Below are 18,620 nucleotides of genomic sequence, written 5' to 3'. Positions count from 1 at the left end.
TCAATTCCTCACCGCCCACAGCTCCAGTTCCAGGCCGGGAAAACCACTGCCGAAATGCAGCGCCACGCCACCGGAGGTGCGCAGCGTCTTCCACAGCGACGATTGCCGATCGAGTTCGAAGTAGGCGCAACCGGCGTGATACGGCACCTGCCGCGGCGCCATCGCCAGCGCGCTCACGGCCACCCCTGGCAATTGCAGGTTCACCAGGTCGCGGATCTTCTCCACCGGGCCGATCTTCGATTCGGTGGGCAGCCGCTTGCGCAAGTCTTCGGCGCGCAGATCGGCCTTGACCGCCAGCACGAACGCCGCCGAGTCCAGCAAGGAAGGATCGGGCACCATGCCCACCCAGACGCCGTACTTGCGTTGCTGCAAGGGCACGGCGATCGCCGACTGTTCGAGCACCGCGCTCAGGCTTTCGCGCAAGGACACCACCACCGGCTCGAAGCTCGCCTGCAACGCATCGTGTGCATACGGCGGGAATGGCCCGCTGCGTTTGCTGGCACGGGTGAAGGTCGCCAGTTCGCCAGCCATCCCCAGCAGCACGCAGTACAGCGCTTCGGGATGCTCCAACGGCGCGCTCGCCCAATGCGCCACCAGCGGTTGGTAGCGGTTGATCACCTGCAGCATCAGCACGTCGGCGATTTCCGCCACGCCACCCCGGTCGCTGCCGGCCACGCGTTCGGCCAGCGCCTGGCCGCGCTGGTGCAATAGCCCCAGCAACTCGGCCAGCAGCGTAGATAGGCGCGCTGCGCCTTCGATCCGGCTGGCGGTCGGGATGAAGGCGTCATCGAGAATCACCCGTCGATCGGCGCGGCATTCGACGATGCGCGCCATCGGCACCTCCACCAGCCCTTCGCCCGGTTCGGACTGCAGGCGCAGGCGACTGGCCAGCACGCCCACTTCCAGCAGCACGGTGCCGGCGATGCTGCCGGAGGCATCGCCGACTTCCGCTTCGCCCACGCGATAGCGCGCCAGCCGGCTGCCATCGCCATCAGGCCAGGCGCTATCGGGTTGGGCGGTTGCGCGCAGCGGCAGCGCCAGGCTCACCACCTGGTCGCGGCAGTTGGCCGGCACGTCCAAGGCTGGCGGCGCCGGATCGCGATCGGGAATGGAAAACGGCGTGCCGTCAGGAAAGCAACCGCGGGCGCGGCGGATGCCGAGCTTGCCGATGGCAAGCAGTTCCGGCTCCAGCTCCAACTGGCTGAATCCCCACGCATGCGGCCGCAGCGCGCCGGCCTGCAGTTCCATGTAGCGCTCGAGATAGCGCTCCTGTTGTTGCATGTGCTGCGGGCGCAGGAACAGGCCCTCGCTCCAGATCACCTTGTTGTAGGGGGTCATGCTCGGTCGCCGTCTGCGGGTTGGGCCTGCGTCTTGGCGCGGGCCAGCTGTTGTTCGTAGGCGCGGGCGAACTCTTCGCCGAACAGGCGGCGGAAGCGCTCGTCAGGATCGCCGAGCAGCTCGCGGTAGTGCTGCGCGTAGCGTCGCCAGGGCCGATTGCCCCAGGACGCGAGCGCGGAATGGCCGGCGGCGTCTGCCTCGAAGCGTGCCGGATCGAACTGGGTGAACACATGCTCGAAGGCCGCACGCATGCCGGCCAGCAAGGCCACCTGGTGACGCCCGATGTCCTCCATGGCTTCGTCGATCGCAGCCGCACCGGTCAGATAGCCGGGGCCTGCTGGCGCCAACAGGCGGGCGACCGCCTCGTCCACGGTGGCGGCGAACTTGAGCGGGTTGTTCTCCGTGCGCTGGATCAGCGTGACCGGCAGGCGCAGGCTGTTCTTCAGCTCGGCGCGTGCGCGCAATACATCCATCAGGCCTGCGGTCATGGCGGCGAACAGCGCAGGCAGTTCGGGTGCATCCGGCGACTGTGCGACGACCGGCTGCGCCGCGGTGGGGACCGTGGTGGACGTCGATGCCGGCGCGACTTCGCTTGCCGAGGCCGGCATTGGCATTGGTGTCGGTGTCGGTGCTGGCGCCGCGGCGACGATGGAAACTGGCGCGGGCTGCAACGGCGTTGGCACGGCCGCGATTGCATCGGCAGCCGGCGGCAACGCAAATTCGCTGCGTGTCAGATCCCAATGCTCGGGCAACACGACGCCAGCGGCAGCCGGCACGGCCACGGGGGCACGGTAAGCGTCAGCCATTGCCGGCGCATGCCCCAGCCCGAACGCCGCCGCATCGCCCTGGCTGCCGGCCAGCGTGAACGAAGTGGCGAACAAGGCCAGCGGGTCGGTGTCGGCCGGTTGCGTCGACGCTGCCCCAAGTTCGGCAAACACATCGCGCTCGCGCTCCAGCGGCGGTTGCTGGGATGGCTGCGGTGGTGGCGTCGGCGACAGTGTCCACGGCTCGGCGTGATTCCAGGTCTGCGTGGCCGCCGGAACAGCGGTGACGCCTGCGCCTTCCACCGCCACGTCGATCTCGAAGGCATCGATGCGCAAGGCGTCGCCGGCATGCAGCGGCACCGGGAAGCCGGCACGCAGCGGCACGCCGTTATGCAGGACACCGTTGGTGCTGTGATCCTCGATGAAATACACGCCATCGAGATGGCGCACGCTGGCATGCAGGCGCGATACGCCTTCGCCTTCCAGCACCCAGTCGCAGGAGGCGTCGCGGCCGATGCGCCCGCCTTCTGCCGCGAAGCTGGCCTGCGGCGGCGCGCTGCCCGGCACCGCCTGGGCATCGCGCACCGTCAACGTCAGCCTGGGCGAGGCCGCGCTCATGGCGCACGCTCGCGCACGCGTAGTCCCGACAGCAGCCGTGCGGCATCTTCGCTCCAGCGCACCAATTGCGCTTCGAAGGTTGCAGGCTCGCGCCCAGCCAGATGCAGCAACGCCGCCACGGCCGCCGCCGCAGTCAGGTGATCGGCCACCGGCGGGCCGTCCTCCTCGCTCAGGCTGCCATCGCTCCAGGCCGCGGCCGCCGCCAGCCAGGCGCCGACCGATTGGTAGTCGTCGTCGGCGGCGAATGCGCGTGCGCTCTCGCGCTGGGTGGGACCCGGCTGCTGCACCCACGCCTGCGCCAACCGCAGACCTTCGCTGTCGTGGCCGCTGAGCGTTTGCGCGCGCATGCACTGGCACAACCACGCCACCGCATACGGCCTGGGCAACAAGCGCAACGCCAACGGCAACGCGTCCTGGGCAAGCCCGCGCGCCAGCAATTCGCGCACGGCAGTCTCCGGCGCCATGTCCGGCGCCAGGGCGGCATGCGCGCAGGGAGAGAGCCGCATCTGCCGCGCGGCGGGAAGAATCTGCAACATGGCGGTCCTCAGGCGATGATGGGCGGAGTGCCCTTGAGCACGGCCGGACCGGACGACTGCAACAGCAGCGCCGCGTTGGCGCGCGCGGTGGTCACGGCGTTGGATTGCAATAGCACCGACGCGTTCGAGCGTAGGGTCAGGTTGGCCATCGCGCTGACATCGACACTGACGCCGCCCTGGATGCCGACGCTGACGCGTCCATCGAGCGTGAGCCGGGTGCCGCTGAGCACGATCTCGCCGCTGGCCTTCAGCTGCAGGCGGGCCATGCCGGTCACCAGCTCGATCTCGCTGCCGGCCTGGATGCGCAGCGCCTTGCCCACGTCCAGACGGTCGTTGCCGCCCACGGTGTGGCTGCGTTCGCGTTTGACCTCCGCGGTCTCGTTGCGGTCGACAGTGACGAAATGGTCGTTCTCCACTTCGTGGCGCAGATCGCGCTGCGCATGCAGCAGCAGCTCTTCGTTGCCCTTCTTGTCGTCGAAACGGATCTCGTTGTAGTCCTCGGCGCCGCCCAACAAGCTGCGGCTCTTCACTCCGCTGCGGGTGCGGTGCTCGGGCAGTGCATACGGCGGCATCTGGTCGGCGTTGTAGACGCTGCCGATGATCAGCGGACGATCCGGATTGCCTTCCAGAAAGCTCACCACCACCTCCTGGCCAACACGCGGAATGTGCTGCGCGCCCCAGCGTTTGCCCGCCCACGCCTGCGCCACACGTACCGGGCACGAACAGTCGGCGTTCGGCGTTCCCGGCGGGCTCCAGAAGAAATTCACCTGGACGCGGCCGTGCTGGTCGACCGCGATGTCCTCGGGCGTCTTGCCGTCGACCACCGCGGTCTGCAATCCGGCGATGCTGGGACGCGGTGTGGTCTGCGGGCTGCGGTACGGCTGCCGGCTGCGCAGCGCTCGGAAGGTGGACGCAAACGGCTCGGCAACCGTCTCGCCACCGGACACATAATCCACTTCGACCAATTCGGTGTTCGCGCTGGTCACCAGGTATTCCTGGTTGTGCTCGGCCAGCGGGAAGTCGCGTAGCTTGAACAACGCGCCCACCTGCAAACCGCAGGCATCGGTCCAGCCCTGGTACTGCGCCTGCGCCACGTTGAGTGCTTCGGCACGCACCTGTGCGTGGCGGCGGCCGGCGGCGACATCGAGATGCTCGCCGGGATAGTCGAACACCTCCAGCTCACCCAACGCCGGTCCGGAGGACTCGGCAGGAGTCTCGTTCACCCGCAGCGACGCCTTGGGCTTGAGATAGTCGTAGTCGTCCAACCGCACGCGCGTGCTGTGCGCGCTGCGCGCCAGCGACCAGTCGGTGATTGCGTCCTTCATCCGGCTGCCCTTCTGTCCGGGCGGGCAGTACGGAATCTGCGCGAACGGCGCCACCGCCTCGTGGCCGCCAAGGCTATCGGCCAGCACCAGCGTATGCGTGCTGGCGCTGTGTTCGAAGTAGTAGTAGATGCCCTCCTGCTCCATCAGCCGGCTGACGAAGTCCAGCCCGCTCTCGCGGTACTGCACGCAATATTCGCGCGGCCGGTAGCTCGCGCTCAGGCGCAACTTGACGTCGGTGCAGCCAACGTCGGCCAGCAATGCGCGCACCAGCTCCGGCACGCTCTTGTTCTTGTAGATCCGGCAATCGCGGCGCTGCCCGAGCAACCACAGCTTGGGCACCAGCGAGAAGGCATAGGTGGCGTAGCGCAGCCCCTCGATCTGCTCGAAACCGGTCTGCTCGGCTTCGGCGACAATGCCGTGATAGTGCCGCACATAGCCCTGAGGCGAAGTGACCTTGACCGCCATCGGCTTGCCCAGCAGAGCGCGCAGGTCGATCGCCACATCGCGGCTGATGCCATGCAAGGCGAACGCATACGGGCGCCCCAGCGCCTCGTGCGCACTCATCCGCACAAAGCGCAGCGTCTTGCCCAGCGGCGACTGCAGGGTGATGGCGTGGGCCATGATCAGGCTCCCGGAGTGGTCTTGCGGTACATCGGCGCGGAGGTCGATGGCATGCGATGACTTTGCCGGCCGCGCTGGCTCGCAGGAAATCGAAAATCGCGATGCCACACATACCGGCGACGAGTAGGTCTTCCCGCTCACGCCATGGCATCGCCTCGATGCCCGGCATGCCCTCTTAACGGATCAGCTGCTGGATCTGGGCGAGCACCCGTGCATAATCCGTGCTCGACAGGATGTAGTCCCCTTTGTCCCAGGCCAGCCCGCAGCGCCCGCCATCGGTCTTGGCGACCGGTATCCGGGTCACGCCATCACCACGACTCCCAGGCAGCGTGCATGCATCGGTGGTGAATTCCAGTATCAGCCCGCGTAGCGGTCGATCTGCAGGACGCCCCGCCTTCTGACCGATGAACTGGTCCCATTCCTGCCGGCACCACTGGCTGTCCCTGAACTCGTCCGTGTAGCAAAACAGCATCAACTGCGCCTGGCGCATCGCCGCCTGGTACAGCGCATTCCAGTCCTCGCGCATCGCACCGATGGGCATTGCGCCCGTTGGCGAACGCATGTGCGCGCGGGTATCGGGAGCGACCGTGGCACGATCGTCGATGGACCGCGACACGATCGAATCGACATACACCGCATCGATGTCGTAGAGCCCAAGGCTCTTCATCAACTCGCTACGCAGCCAGTGCATGAAGGTCGAGCCATGGTTGGCCATGGCGAAGCTGGTGAGGATTCTGCAGCTCATGCGCTCACCCGCCTTGCAGGATCCTGCACGCGCGATCGCAGCATTACTCCACGGGGATCCCGAAATCCAACTCGTTCATGGCCTACATGGCCTACCCAATGCAAGCCGGCTTGGCCGTGCGCCCCTGTCACTGCGTTGTCCATGTCGTTCTCCGTAATAGTCGTTGAATCGTGCAGCGCATCAACAGAGGAATGCCCCGATCGGATTAGCACGTGCCGCCGCCAGACGCTGCCTTCCGCGCGCAGGCCGGGTTTGATCCACTCCTCCACAAGGCCGTCCTCGCTGCTCGGCGCATAGCCGGACTCCTCGACGTAGCGCGAGCTGAAGTCCTTCGGCAGTCCCATCTGCGCCATGCCCGCGTCGTACTGGCGCCGCGTGATCAGATCCTTGTGTCTGTGTCGCCATCTTGAACAGTGCCGTGTTCAGCGCCACGAACGGCAGCATCTTCTTGTCGTTGTGCGAACTGTCGATCCACGCATCGCCCTCGCCCTGCGCATCACGCCAGGGGCGGAACGCATTAATCCCGCCAGAACCTCATCTTTTTAATCGCTGAGATGAACCTTGAGTTCGGCTCTTTACCTGAAACCACGGTAATTGCAGAGATGAACCTTGAGCTCGGGTCTTTACCTGAAACCACGGTAATGGCCAGACTCCGATCATCGTTTGTGATCAGTCCGTAGCACCCGGCTAAGGAACGTCCCTTGGTGTCGATGTAATCGGATGGACGAAACTCAAGGACGTTCGTCGAAGTACTCCTAATTTGGTCCCAGGCGCTCTTGCAATCATTTCCTTCACCCGTCGACACGTGGCAAACCATTCTCCGCCCGTCCTGAGCAGTGTAGGCAGCCATCAAGCAGCCGCTAAAGTTGTAACTGATCACATCCAGTCCTCCCGAATGGACTGCACTGATGGCATTCGGGATGAAAGGAAGGTACTTCGTGGCGTACCCCTCCAGTACCGTACCGGGCACCTCTATCAAGCCACCGCTGCCTGTTAGCTCCCCTTCTTTTCTAGGAAGCCAGCTGGCGTCATCGCCAACCTTGATCTTCTTTTCCAACATGTAAGCCTCCTCTCATGTGCACATGTGTTCTTTGTCGCGGGGTATCGCCCTGCCTGGCAGCTATCAATGAATGTCGTCCACCGAGCTAAAGGAAGTTCACTCTGACCCAAGTTTTCCGGAGGGCGCTTTGCGGTATCGCTCTCTCTGCGGCGGGAAGATGCGATGCATGTCCGCTGGCGCGTTCTTTGTCTTGCTAGCTCCGGAGGTCATACGTCGACGAAATGGCGCCGCAGCGTGTGCCAGCGACTGACCGTGAAGTCCGCACTGCGGTTGTGAACGGGCAGCCCTCCATTCGGCACTCCGCTCTCGCCATTGGTGACGTTGCTTACTCCCACCTTCGTCGAATTCTTGAAGGTGATCTGCGGAATGTCGTGGCCGTTATGCTCAAAGAAGAGGTGGTACGCGACATTCGTCTCTGCCTTGCGGTGCCTGGTGATATCGAAAGACTGCGTGGGCAGGTCGACAGCCAGCTGAGCCCGCACCCAATCGCGCAGCGCCGTGGGGTCATGGTGGGTGACGTGACCCACGATGAGCAGCCTGCGGGGTGTCCCGCTTCTGGCATAGTCAAGAAACTTTGCGGCCCCCTGCGCGGCCATGCCCTTGTCGATCGAGTCGAGCGTCTTCACCGTGACGTGCCAACCGACGAGTTCATCCGGCAACACGACGACTACCGCCACGCATGAACTGACGTTCGGAAAGGCCAGCACGCGACCATGGGCTGCGGTTTCTTCTGTGATGTACTTTGCATTGACCATTTCGGATCCCGTTCTTGTTGATGCAGCGATGGAGAAGCGTCGAAGCACACCTTCTGCAGCCAACTCTCACTAGATGCAAACCGACGTTTCGCGTCAGATGCGCGCTGCGCGATTGGGTCTGGCAGCGGACGTCCTCGGATCGCAGCTTTTCTGCAATTGCATGCACGGCCGGCGATCAAATGAGTACGCATCTATCCTCGCGTCTTTTCATAGATCACCTCGTGCTTTCGTACACGACCCATCTGCAGATCGCTTCGATCAGCCTTCCAAAGTCGGCATTGACCGACCTTCGCGTTCCACACCGTGTCACGCGCAACGACAACCGGCTTTTCCTTTCCCACCGTGGCATGAAAGGTAAAAACTCGACCCAACTGGCCGAGATGGCGACGAACTTCAACAATCATCCATTTCTGGCAGTCCGCGCAGATCGTCATGTTGACTTCGATGGTGATCTCGAATGGCGTTCCGTCCGCGGTCGCCCGTACTTCACGACAGATCCTTGGCCATGCTTCTCGCCAGGCTTTGCGTTCGGCGTGATCGGCGAGATCGTTGACCGGCCCTCCCCGCCTCCCGCCACCCATGGCGGCATCGCTGCTGCCGCGCTCGATACCATTCAGATACACCGTCGCCTTGGCCACCATGTTTTCTGCCCTCAGAATTCGTAGAAAAAGCCATCCGCCACGGCCGATACGCGCGAATGATTGATTTTTTTGCCCTCAATCACCCGAGTGAGAAACTGCCGACTGATCTCCGGCAACATCGAGTTAGTCAAAATCGCATCAATCATCCGCCCACCTGACTCGCTCTCCGTGCATCGCGAGACCACTAGCTCCACCACCGAATCGTCGTACTCGAACGGAATCCTGTAGCGCTCCTCGATCCGCTGCTTGATGCGGTTCAACTGCAGCCGAACGATTTGGCCAAGCATGGCGTTACTGAGCGGGTAATACGGAATCGCCACCAACCGTCCCAGCAATGCCGGCGGAAACACCTTCAACAACGGTTCGCGGATGGCTTTGGCCATGCCGTCTGGATCGGGCATCAGTTCCGGATCCTTGCATAGGCTGGCGATCAAGTCGGTGCCGGCGTTGCTGGTGAGGATGATCAAGGTGTTGCGGAAGTCGATGCGGCGGCCTTCGCCGTCTTCCATCCAGCCCTTGTCGAAGACCTGGAAGAACAGTTCGTGCACGTCCGGGTGGGCTTTTTCCACTTCGTCCAGCAGCACCACCGAGTACGGCTTGCGTCGCACCGCTTCGGTCAGCACGCCACCTTCGCCATAGCCCACATAGCCCGGCGGTGCGCCTTTGAGCGAGGAGACGGTGTGCGCCTCTTGGTACTCGCTCATGTTGATGGTGATCAGGTTCTGCTCACCGCCGTACAAGGTTTCGGCCAAAGCGAGTGCGGTTTCGGTCTTGCCCACGCCGGAGGTGCCGGCCAGCAGGAACACGCCGATCGGTTTGTCCGGGTTGTCCAGGCCGGCGCGGCTGGTCTGGATGCGCTTGGCGATCATCTCCATCGCGTGGTCCTGGCCGATGACGCGCTTGGCCAGCAGTTCGGGCAGGCGCAGCACGGTGTCGATCTCGTTGCGCGCCATGCGCCCGACCGGAATGCCGGTCCAGTCGGCGACCACGGCGGCCACAGCCTGGTAATCGACGGTTGGCAGGATCAAAGGCGATTCGCCCTGGAGTGCGGCCAGTTCGGCCTGTACCAGTTGCAGGCGTGCTAACAGCGTGTCGCGATCCACCTGCACCGGTGCATCGAGCACGGCGATATCGCCAGGCGCGCTCTGTTCGGCCTCCGCTTCCAACCCACTGCCAGTTCCTTCCACCGGCGCATTGCCGGCCCGCAGTTGGGCGCGCAGCGACAACAGCTCATCGACCAACGCCTTTTCGGCAACCCAACGCTGTTCCAGCTCGCGCAGGCGGGTATGTTCGCTTTCCAGCAGGTTGGCGCAAGCGGCAGCACGCTCCTCCACCACGATACCAATTGCACGCTCGCGTTCGATGATGGCGTGTTCGGTCTCCAGCGATTCGATGCGGCGGCGACTGTCGTCCACTTCCGCAGGCGTAGCGTGCAGGCTCACCGCCACGCGCGCGCAGGCGGTGTCGAGTAGGCTCACCGATTTGTCCGGCAGCTGCCGCGCGGGGATATAGCGGTGACTGAGCTTGACTGCCGCTTCCAGCGCTTCGTCCAGGATCTGCACACGGTGGTGCTGTTCCATCATCGAAGCGACGCCGCGCATCATGCGCACGGCCTTGGCCTCGTCCGGCTCGTCTACCTGCACGGCCTGGAAGCGCCGCGTCAATGCGGGGTCTTTTTCGATGTACTTCTTGTACTCGGCAAACGTGGTCGCGCCTACGGTGCGCAAGGTACCGCGTGCCAGTGCCGGCTTGAGCAGGTTGGCCGCATCGCCGGTACCGGCCGCGCCACCGGCGCCGACCAGGGTGTGGGTTTCATCCACAAACAGAATGATCGGCTTGGGGCTGGCCTGCACTTCGTCGATGACTGCGCGCAGACGCTGCTCGAATTCGCCCTTCATGCTGGCGCCGGCCTGCAGCAGGCCCACATCCAGCGTGCGCAGCTGCACGTCCTTCAACGCGGGCGGCACATCGCCGCGCGCGATGCGTTGTGCGAAGCCTTCCACCACCGCGGTCTTACCGACACCGGCCTCGCCAACCAGGATCGGGTTGTTCTGGCGGCGGCGCATCAGGATATCGACGACCTGGCGGATCTCGTCGTCGCGGCCGATGATCGGGTCCAGCTTGCCCTCGCGTGCCTGTGCGGTGAGATCGACCGTATACAGCGCGAGCGCAGCAGTCCCACCAGCGGCGGCTGGTCCGGCGGGAGCGCTGGCCGCCGCAATATCGGTGGCATCGTCCTCCGGCGAGCCGGCGACGATGGCGTCCAGATCGTCCGCTAGTGCTTCCGCGCGCAGCTTGCCGAACTCGCTGGACATGGCCAGCAAGCCGTTGCGCAGGCTGCGCGTATGCAGGATCGCCACCAGCAGGTCGCCGCCACGGATGCGTTGCCGGCCGTAGCGCAACGTGCAGTGCACCCAGGCGCGTTCCACTGCTTCTTCCACGCTGGCCGACAGATCGAAGTGCCCGCCACCGCCGCGCGGCAGCCGATCGAGCGCTGCGGTCAGGTCCTGCGCAAGTCGCGCCGCATCGAGCGAAAAATGACGCACGATGCGATGCAGGTCGCCGTCTTGCGCCTGCAGCAACTGATGCAGCCAATGCAGCAGATCCACCTCGCGGTCGCCACGCAGCCTGCAGAAGGCGGTGGCCGATTCGATGCCGCGATACGTGGTCTTGTTGAGCTTGCCGAACAAGGCGGCGCGACTGATGTCTGCCATGGGAACTCCAGAAAAGTGGATACAGAGGTCGATCAGGACGGTGCGAGTACAAGCTGGTCGGCATCGCGCGGGCGGCGATAGTGGCCGAGCCAGAGCGACAGGCCGATGCGCTGGCCCTGCCCCATCAGCGGCAACGGGACGTCTTCGCGCGCCAGCACCAATTGCAGGTCCCAGGCCTGCTCGTCGCCGACGTAGCCGCGTACTGCGGCGGTCAGTACTTCCAGGGCCTGGCCGCCCGGCAGGAACTCGCGGTAGCGGGCGATCTCCAAGGGGCCGATCCGCAGGCGAAAGCGGTGTTGGGCGTTGCGCGCCGATGCGCCTAGCGTGGCGTCACGCCCCATGCGCGCAGCAGCACGTCCCATCCGCAGCCGTCCTTCTTCGGGTAACGGCAACCAGTTGGCAACGAATTCCTGCACCTGCACGGCGACATCGAACAGGCCGATCAGCACCGCACGCAGGCCTTCGGCATTGCGTGCCTGGGCGACGAAGCGGCCAGCGAAGTGCCGGCGTGCGGCCAACGGCATCGCATCGCGGCCGCGCAGCGCGGGTTGGTCCACGCCGGTCAGCGCATCCAGCCGCGCGCCAAAGCGGTCCTCGCCCGGACGATCCATCTGCACGGTCGGGCGCGCATCGGCCCAGGCGCGGTACCACAGCGCGATCATGCGGTGGTGGAAGATGTCGGCGAAGGCGGCGAAGGTCGGGTCACCAGCCCCTTCGCGTTCGATCGCGTGTTCGGTCAGATGCAGCGGCAGCGCGCCATGCGGGCCGAACAAACCCAAGGCCAGCGTCCGCAGCGTCGGCGGAAGACCGTCCGGGCCCGGTTGCAGGCTGTCGATATCGCGCGGCGGGAACTCCAGCGAGGCGCGCTGCCCCAAGCGCACCGGCTCCTCCAACGGCCGTGCTGCCTGGCCCAGACGCGGTTGCGCCGGATGCGCGCACTCCAGCCGCCGCAACGCCTCGAACAACTCGAAGTCCTGCGGCTGCGCCTCCAGGTGCGCCAGCAACGCTAGAGGATCGGCCGATTGCCGAGATGGGCTGGCCATCGGACGACCTCGTTACGTTCGAGCGTGCACAGCACGGTTTCGGTAAAGGAATTCAGCGATGCCTGGCGGGCGAAGACATGCCGCAGCACCGAGGCGAGCAGGTAGACGCCCTGCCCTTCGAACGCGGCGTCGTCGCAGGTCAAGGTGATCTCCAGCCCGCGGCCATAGGTGGCCGGGCCCGGCACCGGAATGCGGCGCACGATCGGGCGTGAGGCAATGCGGCGCACGCCCTCGACCTGGCGCCGCGCCGCGGCATCGTGCGGGTCGTGGTAGAGCGTGAGCATCTCGCGCACTGCGGTGGCGCCGTCGTCGCCGGCCTCCAGCAGCGAGAGATAGTTCAACTGAAGATGGCTGATCAGGCGCCAGCGGGTATCGCCGGCGGTCACGCCCGAGCGCGGTCGCGTTGGACCGGCCACGCAGCGGATCGCCGCCACCGGGCCGCCATCGTCCAGCACGAAGTCGGTGCTGGATTTGCCCACCGGCATATGCAGCGGCAGATCGCGGTTGCTGCACCACAGCTGCATGCCCAATTGCCGCAGCTGATGCGGATACGGCGCCTGATCGCCATCGACCAGCGACAGGAACACTTCGCTGCCGACGTAGCTCGAGCGCGGCCCGGTGCGGCGTTGCCCGGTCGACAGCCGACGCGGCTGACGCCGCAGCGCATAAAACGCCGAGCGCCGCTCATGCCAGCTACGCGGCTGCGCGCCATAGAACGGCTCGAAACGCTGCATCGACGTATTGCCATCGCCGAAGCCCTCGACCTGCTCCACGCCATGGATCTCGAAGTCCATCGGCCGCGTGCGGTCGGCCAGCACATGATGCTCGCAGATGCCGGGCTGCAGATGGATGCGATCGCCGCGCCTGGGGAACAGGTTGATGGCCGGGGTGCAATGCAGGCGGAAATTGCTCGCATCCACGGCATTGTCGAGCCGTTCGACGGCACGATCGAACCACACCACAATCTCGAACTCGGTGCAGGCCGCGCGCGGCAGCACCTGTGCCAGGCCATCGAAGGCGGCGAACAGGAAGCGCTCTGGGCAAGCGAAGTATTCCTGCAACAGACGATAGCCGCTGAAGGAGCGCTCACTGCGCGGCAGCAATGCCTGCTCATCGTCGAAGCCCTGTGGCTGCAGATGCTCGGGGCCGAAGTTGCGACTGAGCACCTGCCCATCCGCGGCGCGGGCACGCACCACGAATCCCAACGCATTGGCATGCAGTTGCTCATAGAGGCTGCCGGCCAGTCCGTCGGCGCCGGTGATGAAGATCGGCAGTGTGTCCAGCGCCAACATGTCCAGACGCAGCCCGGCATTCACAGTGAAAACCAACCGCAGGCCGGCGCGCGCGCGCGACTCGACCGGCACGCCAAGCGTGGCCAGCGCCGCCGGCGAGGCCAGGTAGCTGGCGGCGGTCAGACGCAGCGGCCACAGCGTCACCGCATGCGCCGTACGATACTCGCACGCCGTGCGGTCGCCGTGCCCGATCAGCGAGCGCAGCGCGCTGCCCCGCGGCACAAGATGCCCCGCCGGACCGATGCCCTCGCCCTGCTCCGGTTGCAGCTCCACCACGGCCATCGACGGCACCGGCGACAGGAAATGCGGATACAGCATGTCCATCAGGTGCTGGGCGAATACCGGTTGCTGTGCCTCCAATTCGAGTTGCACGCGCGCGGACAGGAACGCGAACCCTTCCAGCAGGCGTTCGACATACGGGTCGGCGCACTCGATGCCGCTCATGCCGAGCCGGCCGGCGACCTTCGGATACGCCTGCGCGAACTCCGCGCCCATCTCGCGCACATGCTGCAACTCGCGGTTGTAGTGGTGGAGCAGGCGCGGATCCATGCTCAGTGCGCTCCGGGCGACAGACTGAAGCGACCGGTTTCCAGGTCGAGATCGGTGCGCAGATACAGCGCCAATGGCAATGGCTGCGCCCAGAGTTCGGAGTCGATGACGAAGGACAGCGACATGCGGTCCATGCGGCCGGTATCGACCTTGGCGGTGACCTGCAGGCTGGCCGCAGCGAGCCGCGGCTCGAACGCCACGATGGCGGCGTTGATACGGTTCTGCAGCTCGACCACGTCCAGTCCGGCCAGGCGCGCGCCGGCCAGATCGGGAATGCCGTAATTGAGCACCGAGGTGGCGACATGCGGATACGCTTGCAGTGCGTCCTCATGCCAATGGCGGGTGCAGTTGAGCAACCAGGTCAGGTCGCGCATGACGCAGTCGCGCAGCTTGGCCGGACCGATCGCGCGCGCGTCGCGGCTCTCGGCCAGCTCATGCCGACGGTCGTCGATCAAACGGTCCAGCAGCGAGGGCTGCAGCCGCTCTTGTTGGGTCAGTTCGGCCATGGCGCTGCCACCGCGGCGGTGTCGAATGCAATATGGCGAATATCGAGCAAGGGGTAGTCGTCTTCGCTGCCGGCCAGCAGGCGTTGCCCCAGACCGCAGGCAGACAGGTCTTCGCCCTGCCAGGTGGTGCGCTTGCCGAGACGGATCGCGCCGTCGTCGCTGTGGTGGCTGCCGGGGTAACGACAAGGCACCACGCCACGGCTGTGCGTGCCGTCGCGCCATTGAATTTCCACCGATTGCCACAGCATGTCGCGCAGACTGCCAGGCACCTCGAAACGCAGGCTGCGCAGTTGGGCGAACGGCAGCCAGGCGTAGCCCGCTTCGAGGATGACCTCCAGGCAAGGCCCAAACCGTGGATCGGCGTCCGCCAACCAGTCGAAACGTTCGCCATCGACGTGCCCCGCGATGGCATCGGCTTGAGTCAGTGCCAGCGCACGCCGTCGTGCGGCCTGCGCTGGCTCGCCGTCGCGATCGTGTTGCAATGCCTGCAGCAGATCGTGTTGCCACTGCGGTACCTGACCAGGCATCAGTGGCATCATCCGACCGGCCAGCACCTGCTCGCGCTCACGTTCGGCGTCGAGGATGCGCGCATACGCGCCAGCCACGCCGATCCAGGCCTGATCCAGGTCTGCCGCCAGCAGCAACTGCTGCCGCGCCCGCTCCCAGTCGCCCACCACGGCCAGCAGCTGGAACAAGCCGATGCGCGCTTGGGCATCGGCCGGGCATTGCCGCACCCACTCCTTGGCGGTCGCCAACGAGGCCTCGGGATTGTCTGCCTTGATCAGGCGGGCACAGGCATGTTCGGGATGGATGATGGACATCGACATTGGCGCTCCGGTCGGACTGCGTTGGCTCAGGACTTCTTCACTTCCTGCATGTTGAAGGTGAAGTCCTTGGTGCCGCCCTGCTTCTTGCCCTTGTCGTCCTGCGGCTGGAACGAGTACTTGAACTTGCCGAAATGCAGCGTCACGTTTTCGGTCAGACGATCTTCGCCACCGCTGCCGCCGGTGGACACCGAGGTGATCATCACGCCCTCGCTCAGCTCGATGGTGACGTAGTCGGTCTGCTCGCCGGTGGCGTTGGTCACGTACAACGTGGCCGAATCCACACGCGCACCCGTGCAGCAGGCATTGAGCAAGGCGTTGGAGCAGCTGTCGACGTACTTGGTGACGGAAATATCCTGCACGTTGGCCTTGCCGCCGGCCGCATAGCCGGCGCCGGTGTGCAGGTTGCCGGTGTTACTGGTGCCCCACGACCAGGCAATGATCGGCACTTGATCCTTGTGCTTGGAATGGTTGGACGCGCCCTTGATCTCGACGTCGCCCGAGCCGAATTTGAGATGCATATCGAAAGCCATGGAACTTCTCCAGTGGTGGGTGGTGCAGGAAAGGCAGAGCCGACCCGGCGGCTATGCCAGCCGCAGGTCGTTAGTGTTGAAAGCCAAGCCTGAAAGCGGTCAGGCGGCTTGCGCCGATGGCAAGCGCGAGACCAGGCGTAGCGATACCGTCAGGCCTTCGAGCTGGTAATGCGGGCGCAGGTAGAATTTGGAGGTGTAGTAACCGGGGTTACCCTCGACCTCTTCGACCACCACTTCGGCGGCGGCCAAGGGCTTGCGTGCCTTGGTTTCTTCGCTGGAATTGGCCGGGTCGCCGTCGACGTAGTTCATCACCCAATCGGTCAACCAGCTCTGCATTTGCTGGCGCGTGCTGAACGAGCCGATCTTGTCGCGCACGATGCACTTGAGGTAATGCGCGAAACGGCAGCAAGCGAACATATACGGCAGCCGTGCACTCAGTGCCGCGTTGGCGGTGGCATCCGGGTCGTCGTACTCCTCGGGCTTGCCCAGCGACTGTGCACCGATGAAGGCGGCCATGTCGGTGTTCTTGCGATGCACCAGCGGCATCAGCCCCATCTTGTCCAGTTCCGCCGAACGGCGGTCGGTGATGGCCACCTCGGTCGGGCACTTCATGTCCACACCGCCGTCGTCGGCCGGGAAGGTATGCGTCGGCAGGCCTTCCACCGCCCCACCCGACTCCACGCCGCGAATGCGCGTGCACCAACCGTACTGCTTGAATGAGCGGTTGATGTTGACCGCCATTGCGTAGGCTGCGTTTTGCCAGGTGTAGCGCGACGAATCGGCGCCCTGAGTGTCTTCTTCGAAGTCGAACGCTTCCACCGGATCGGTCTTGGCGCCGTACGGCAGCCGTGCCAGCGTGCGTGGCATGGCCAGCGCCAGGTATTTGGCATCCTCGCTCTGGCGCAACGACCGCCATGCCGCGTAATCGGGGGTGGAAAAAATCTTGGCCAGATCGCGCGGGTTGGAGAGCTCGCTCCAGCTTTCCATCCCCATCAGTCCGGGACCCGCAGCGGCGATGAAGGGCGCATGCGAAGCGGCCGCAATCTGGCTGATGCCGCGCAACGTGTCGACATCCTGCGGGCTGTGGTCGAAGTGGTAATCGCCGATCAGGCAGCCATACGGTTCGCCACCCAGCTGACCGTACTCGGCCTCGTAGATCTTCTTGAACACCGGGCTTTGGTCCCAGGCGGTGCCCTTGAAGCGCTTGAGGTTCTTGGCGAGCTCCTTCTTGGACACGTTGAGCACGCGGATCTTCAACTGCGTGTTCGATTCGGTATTGCTCACCAGATAATGCAGGCCGCGCCATGCACCCTCCAGCGCCTGGAACTGCGGTGCGTGCAGGATGAGGTTGAGTTGCTCGGTGATCTTGCGGTCGATCTCGGCAACATACGCATTGATGGTCTGCGCGAGGTCGTCGCTGATGATGTCGCTGCGTTCCAGCACCTGCTCGGCCAGGGTGCGCACAGCCAACCGCACTTCTTCGCCGGCGCGTTCACTGCGCGGACGGAATTCGCGGGTCAGCAGCGCCGCAAAGTCGTCGGATTGACGGGTTAGCGGCTGGGCATCGGCAAGGTCTTGGGCAGCGGAAGAATTCTGGGTCGCCATGGGGTTACTCATCCGTCGACTTGGGGGCCGCGACCAGCGAGCGCAGCAAGGTGGGATCCTTGATCGCATCGGCGATCAAGCGCTCGGCGCCGGCCTTGCCGTCGAGATACGTGCCCAGATTGGCCAGTTGGGTACGCGCTTCCAGCAGCTCGGCCAGCGGTGCCACCTTTTTCACGACGGCGGTGGGCGAAAAATCGTCCAGGCTGTCGAAGGTGATATCGACAGGTAATTCGCCGCTGCCGGTGAGAGTGTTGGAAACGCTCATTGCCACCCGCGGTTGCATGGCACGCAGCCGGCTGTCGAAATTATCGACATCGATTTCCACTGCCTCGCGTGCTTCCAGCGCCGGCAGGTTTTCTGTATTGGCGCCGGACAGGTCCGACAACACACCCATGACGAACGGAACCTGCACCTTCTTCTGCGAGCCGTAGATCTCGACGTCGTATTCGATCTGCACGCGAGGCGCGCGATTCCTGGCAATGAACTTCTGACTGCTGCTGCGAACGGACATGCGGCCTCCGATGATCTGCGTGGTTGCTGGACGCTGCGGTTGCAGCGGCCATGTGGCAAAGGCGTATCCCTTGCACCGGATGTGCATCGTGTGCGTTGCCGTCGGCGGAATGAAATCGAACGCCGGGATGGCAGGTATGGGTGTGCGTGATGGGCTTTCCCGCAGGATCCAATGACAAACACAGTGCACGCCGGCGGAGCACTCGAATGCGCTGGCTTCTTCCGCGCGGCATCCAATCGCTGGCCAGCCGCTGCGCATTGCGTCAAGCGGCGAGGGAATCCCCACGGCCACGCATTCGTTCAGGTAATCGCAGTCCGCGCAGCCTTCGACGGGAGTCGGATCTTGCGCACAGCGAATCGCTGGCATATTTTCGCGATGGACACGCCTGGCACGCGCCGTGGTTGGACCGTGCGAGCAGGCGGCACGATGCGAGCATGCGTCATGGCATGGCGGCGAAGACGCTGATCACGCTGCGCAATGTCCGCTTGCCTGCATGCAGGCAAGCGGATATGGAACTGGGCATCAAGATGATCAGTGCACTATTGCGGGGCAGATAGCTTCAATCGGATGCGTGCATAGGTGCCATACGACCCCACCTCGTGCCGCCTAGGCTACGATCCACGGGCACTACATCACTTGT

At 64.7% G+C, this 18,620-nt stretch carries 18 protein-coding genes; 1 reads left to right on the top strand and 17 read right to left on the bottom strand.

Annotation, left to right across the window (positions count from 1 at the left end; all coding sequences use genetic code 11):
• The 17 genes from tssK to tssB form a co-directional block, all read right to left on the bottom strand.
• Complete coding sequence (tssK, locus tag ACCQ07_RS10615) at positions 1 to 1,338, bottom strand: type VI secretion system baseplate subunit TssK (protein WP_014090200.1); 1,338 nt, start codon at positions 1,336 to 1,338, stop codon at positions 1 to 3.
• Positions 1,335 to 2,720 carry a type VI secretion system-associated FHA domain protein TagH gene (gene tagH / locus ACCQ07_RS10610; protein WP_372364087.1) on the bottom strand — a complete coding sequence of 462 codons (1,386 nt, stop codon included), beginning with the start codon at positions 2,718 to 2,720 and terminating at the stop codon, positions 1,335 to 1,337. The genes tssK and tagH overlap by 4 nt, the downstream gene beginning before the upstream one ends.
• Positions 2,717 to 3,256 carry a DUF6931 family protein gene (locus ACCQ07_RS10605; RefSeq protein ID WP_303401533.1) on the bottom strand — a complete coding sequence of 180 codons (540 nt, stop codon included), beginning with the start codon at positions 3,254 to 3,256 and terminating at the stop codon, positions 2,717 to 2,719. Before ACCQ07_RS10605 ends, tagH begins: the two co-directional genes overlap by 4 nt.
• 8 nt (positions 3,257 to 3,264) lie before the next feature.
• A complete protein-coding gene (locus ACCQ07_RS10600) occupies positions 3,265 to 5,202 on the bottom strand; it encodes a type VI secretion system Vgr family protein (RefSeq protein ID WP_029819435.1) in 1,938 nt (645 codons plus the stop codon).
• 175 nt (positions 5,203 to 5,377) lie between these two features.
• Positions 5,378 to 5,947 carry a toll/interleukin-1 receptor domain-containing protein gene (locus ACCQ07_RS10595; RefSeq protein ID WP_014090197.1) on the bottom strand — a complete coding sequence of 190 codons (570 nt, stop codon included), beginning with the start codon at positions 5,945 to 5,947 and terminating at the stop codon, positions 5,378 to 5,380.
• Complete coding sequence (locus ACCQ07_RS10590) at positions 5,944 to 6,300, bottom strand: hypothetical protein (RefSeq protein WP_228972437.1); 357 nt, start codon at positions 6,298 to 6,300, stop codon at positions 5,944 to 5,946. The genes ACCQ07_RS10595 and ACCQ07_RS10590 overlap by 4 nt, the downstream gene beginning before the upstream one ends.
• Positions 6,301 to 6,464: 164 nt before the next feature.
• Positions 6,465 to 7,007 carry a hypothetical protein gene (locus ACCQ07_RS10585; protein WP_008577832.1) on the bottom strand — a complete coding sequence of 181 codons (543 nt, stop codon included), beginning with the start codon at positions 7,005 to 7,007 and terminating at the stop codon, positions 6,465 to 6,467.
• A gap of 206 nt (positions 7,008 to 7,213) precedes the next feature.
• Positions 7,214 to 7,762 carry a hypothetical protein gene (locus tag ACCQ07_RS10580; protein ID WP_218495372.1) on the bottom strand — a complete coding sequence of 183 codons (549 nt, stop codon included), beginning with the start codon at positions 7,760 to 7,762 and terminating at the stop codon, positions 7,214 to 7,216.
• A 191-nt stretch (positions 7,763 to 7,953) separates the two neighbouring features.
• Positions 7,954 to 8,403, bottom strand: coding sequence for a hypothetical protein (locus ACCQ07_RS10575; RefSeq protein WP_372165779.1), 450 nt, complete (start codon positions 8,401 to 8,403; stop codon positions 7,954 to 7,956).
• 11 nt (positions 8,404 to 8,414) lie between these two features.
• Positions 8,415 to 11,117: a type VI secretion system ATPase TssH gene (gene tssH, locus ACCQ07_RS10570; protein WP_372165778.1), complete on the bottom strand. Its 2,703-nt coding sequence runs from the start codon at positions 11,115 to 11,117 to the stop codon at positions 8,415 to 8,417.
• Between the two features lie 32 nt (positions 11,118 to 11,149).
• Entirely contained in the window at positions 11,150 to 12,160 is a 1,011-nt protein-coding gene (tssG, locus tag ACCQ07_RS10565) for a type VI secretion system baseplate subunit TssG (protein WP_031422684.1), read from the bottom strand.
• The gene (tssF, locus tag ACCQ07_RS10560; RefSeq protein WP_372364086.1) at positions 12,124 to 14,001 is read right to left on the bottom strand and encodes a type VI secretion system baseplate subunit TssF; all 1,878 of its coding nucleotides are present in this window, start codon (positions 13,999 to 14,001) and stop codon (positions 12,124 to 12,126) included. Before tssF ends, tssG begins: the two co-directional genes overlap by 37 nt.
• A gap of 2 nt (positions 14,002 to 14,003) precedes the next feature.
• The gene (tssE, locus tag ACCQ07_RS10555; RefSeq protein ID WP_372364085.1) at positions 14,004 to 14,507 is read right to left on the bottom strand and encodes a type VI secretion system baseplate subunit TssE; all 504 of its coding nucleotides are present in this window, start codon (positions 14,505 to 14,507) and stop codon (positions 14,004 to 14,006) included.
• On the bottom strand, positions 14,495 to 15,328 hold the full coding sequence (locus ACCQ07_RS10550) for a type VI secretion system accessory protein TagJ (RefSeq protein WP_014090190.1): 834 nt from the start codon (positions 15,326 to 15,328) through the stop codon (positions 14,495 to 14,497). The genes tssE and ACCQ07_RS10550 overlap by 13 nt, the downstream gene beginning before the upstream one ends.
• Before the next feature lie 32 nt (positions 15,329 to 15,360).
• Positions 15,361 to 15,864, bottom strand: a complete 504-nt coding sequence (locus ACCQ07_RS10545) for an Hcp family type VI secretion system effector (protein ID WP_031422681.1) — start codon at positions 15,862 to 15,864, stop codon at positions 15,361 to 15,363.
• A gap of 99 nt (positions 15,865 to 15,963) precedes the next feature.
• Entirely contained in the window at positions 15,964 to 17,481 is a 1,518-nt protein-coding gene (tssC, locus tag ACCQ07_RS10540) for a type VI secretion system contractile sheath large subunit (protein ID WP_372364084.1), read from the bottom strand.
• Complete coding sequence (gene tssB, locus ACCQ07_RS10535; RefSeq protein ID WP_014090188.1) at positions 17,474 to 17,980, bottom strand: type VI secretion system contractile sheath small subunit; 507 nt, start codon at positions 17,978 to 17,980, stop codon at positions 17,474 to 17,476. The genes tssC and tssB overlap by 8 nt, the downstream gene beginning before the upstream one ends.
• A 206-nt stretch (positions 17,981 to 18,186) precedes the next feature.
• On the opposite strand from tssB, the gene ACCQ07_RS10530 reads away from it, so the two are divergent.
• Complete coding sequence (locus ACCQ07_RS10530) at positions 18,187 to 18,537, top strand: hypothetical protein (protein WP_234703040.1); 351 nt, start codon at positions 18,187 to 18,189, stop codon at positions 18,535 to 18,537.
• Positions 18,538 to 18,620 lie beyond the last annotated feature (83 nt).

It is taken from the genome of Xanthomonas sp. NCPPB 3583, assembly GCF_041475715.2.
Classification (GTDB): Bacteria; Pseudomonadota; Gammaproteobacteria; order Xanthomonadales; family Xanthomonadaceae; genus Xanthomonas; species Xanthomonas euvesicatoria.
Note: the sequence above shows the minus strand (reverse complement) of the source record. Positions and strands in the feature narration are given on the sequence as shown.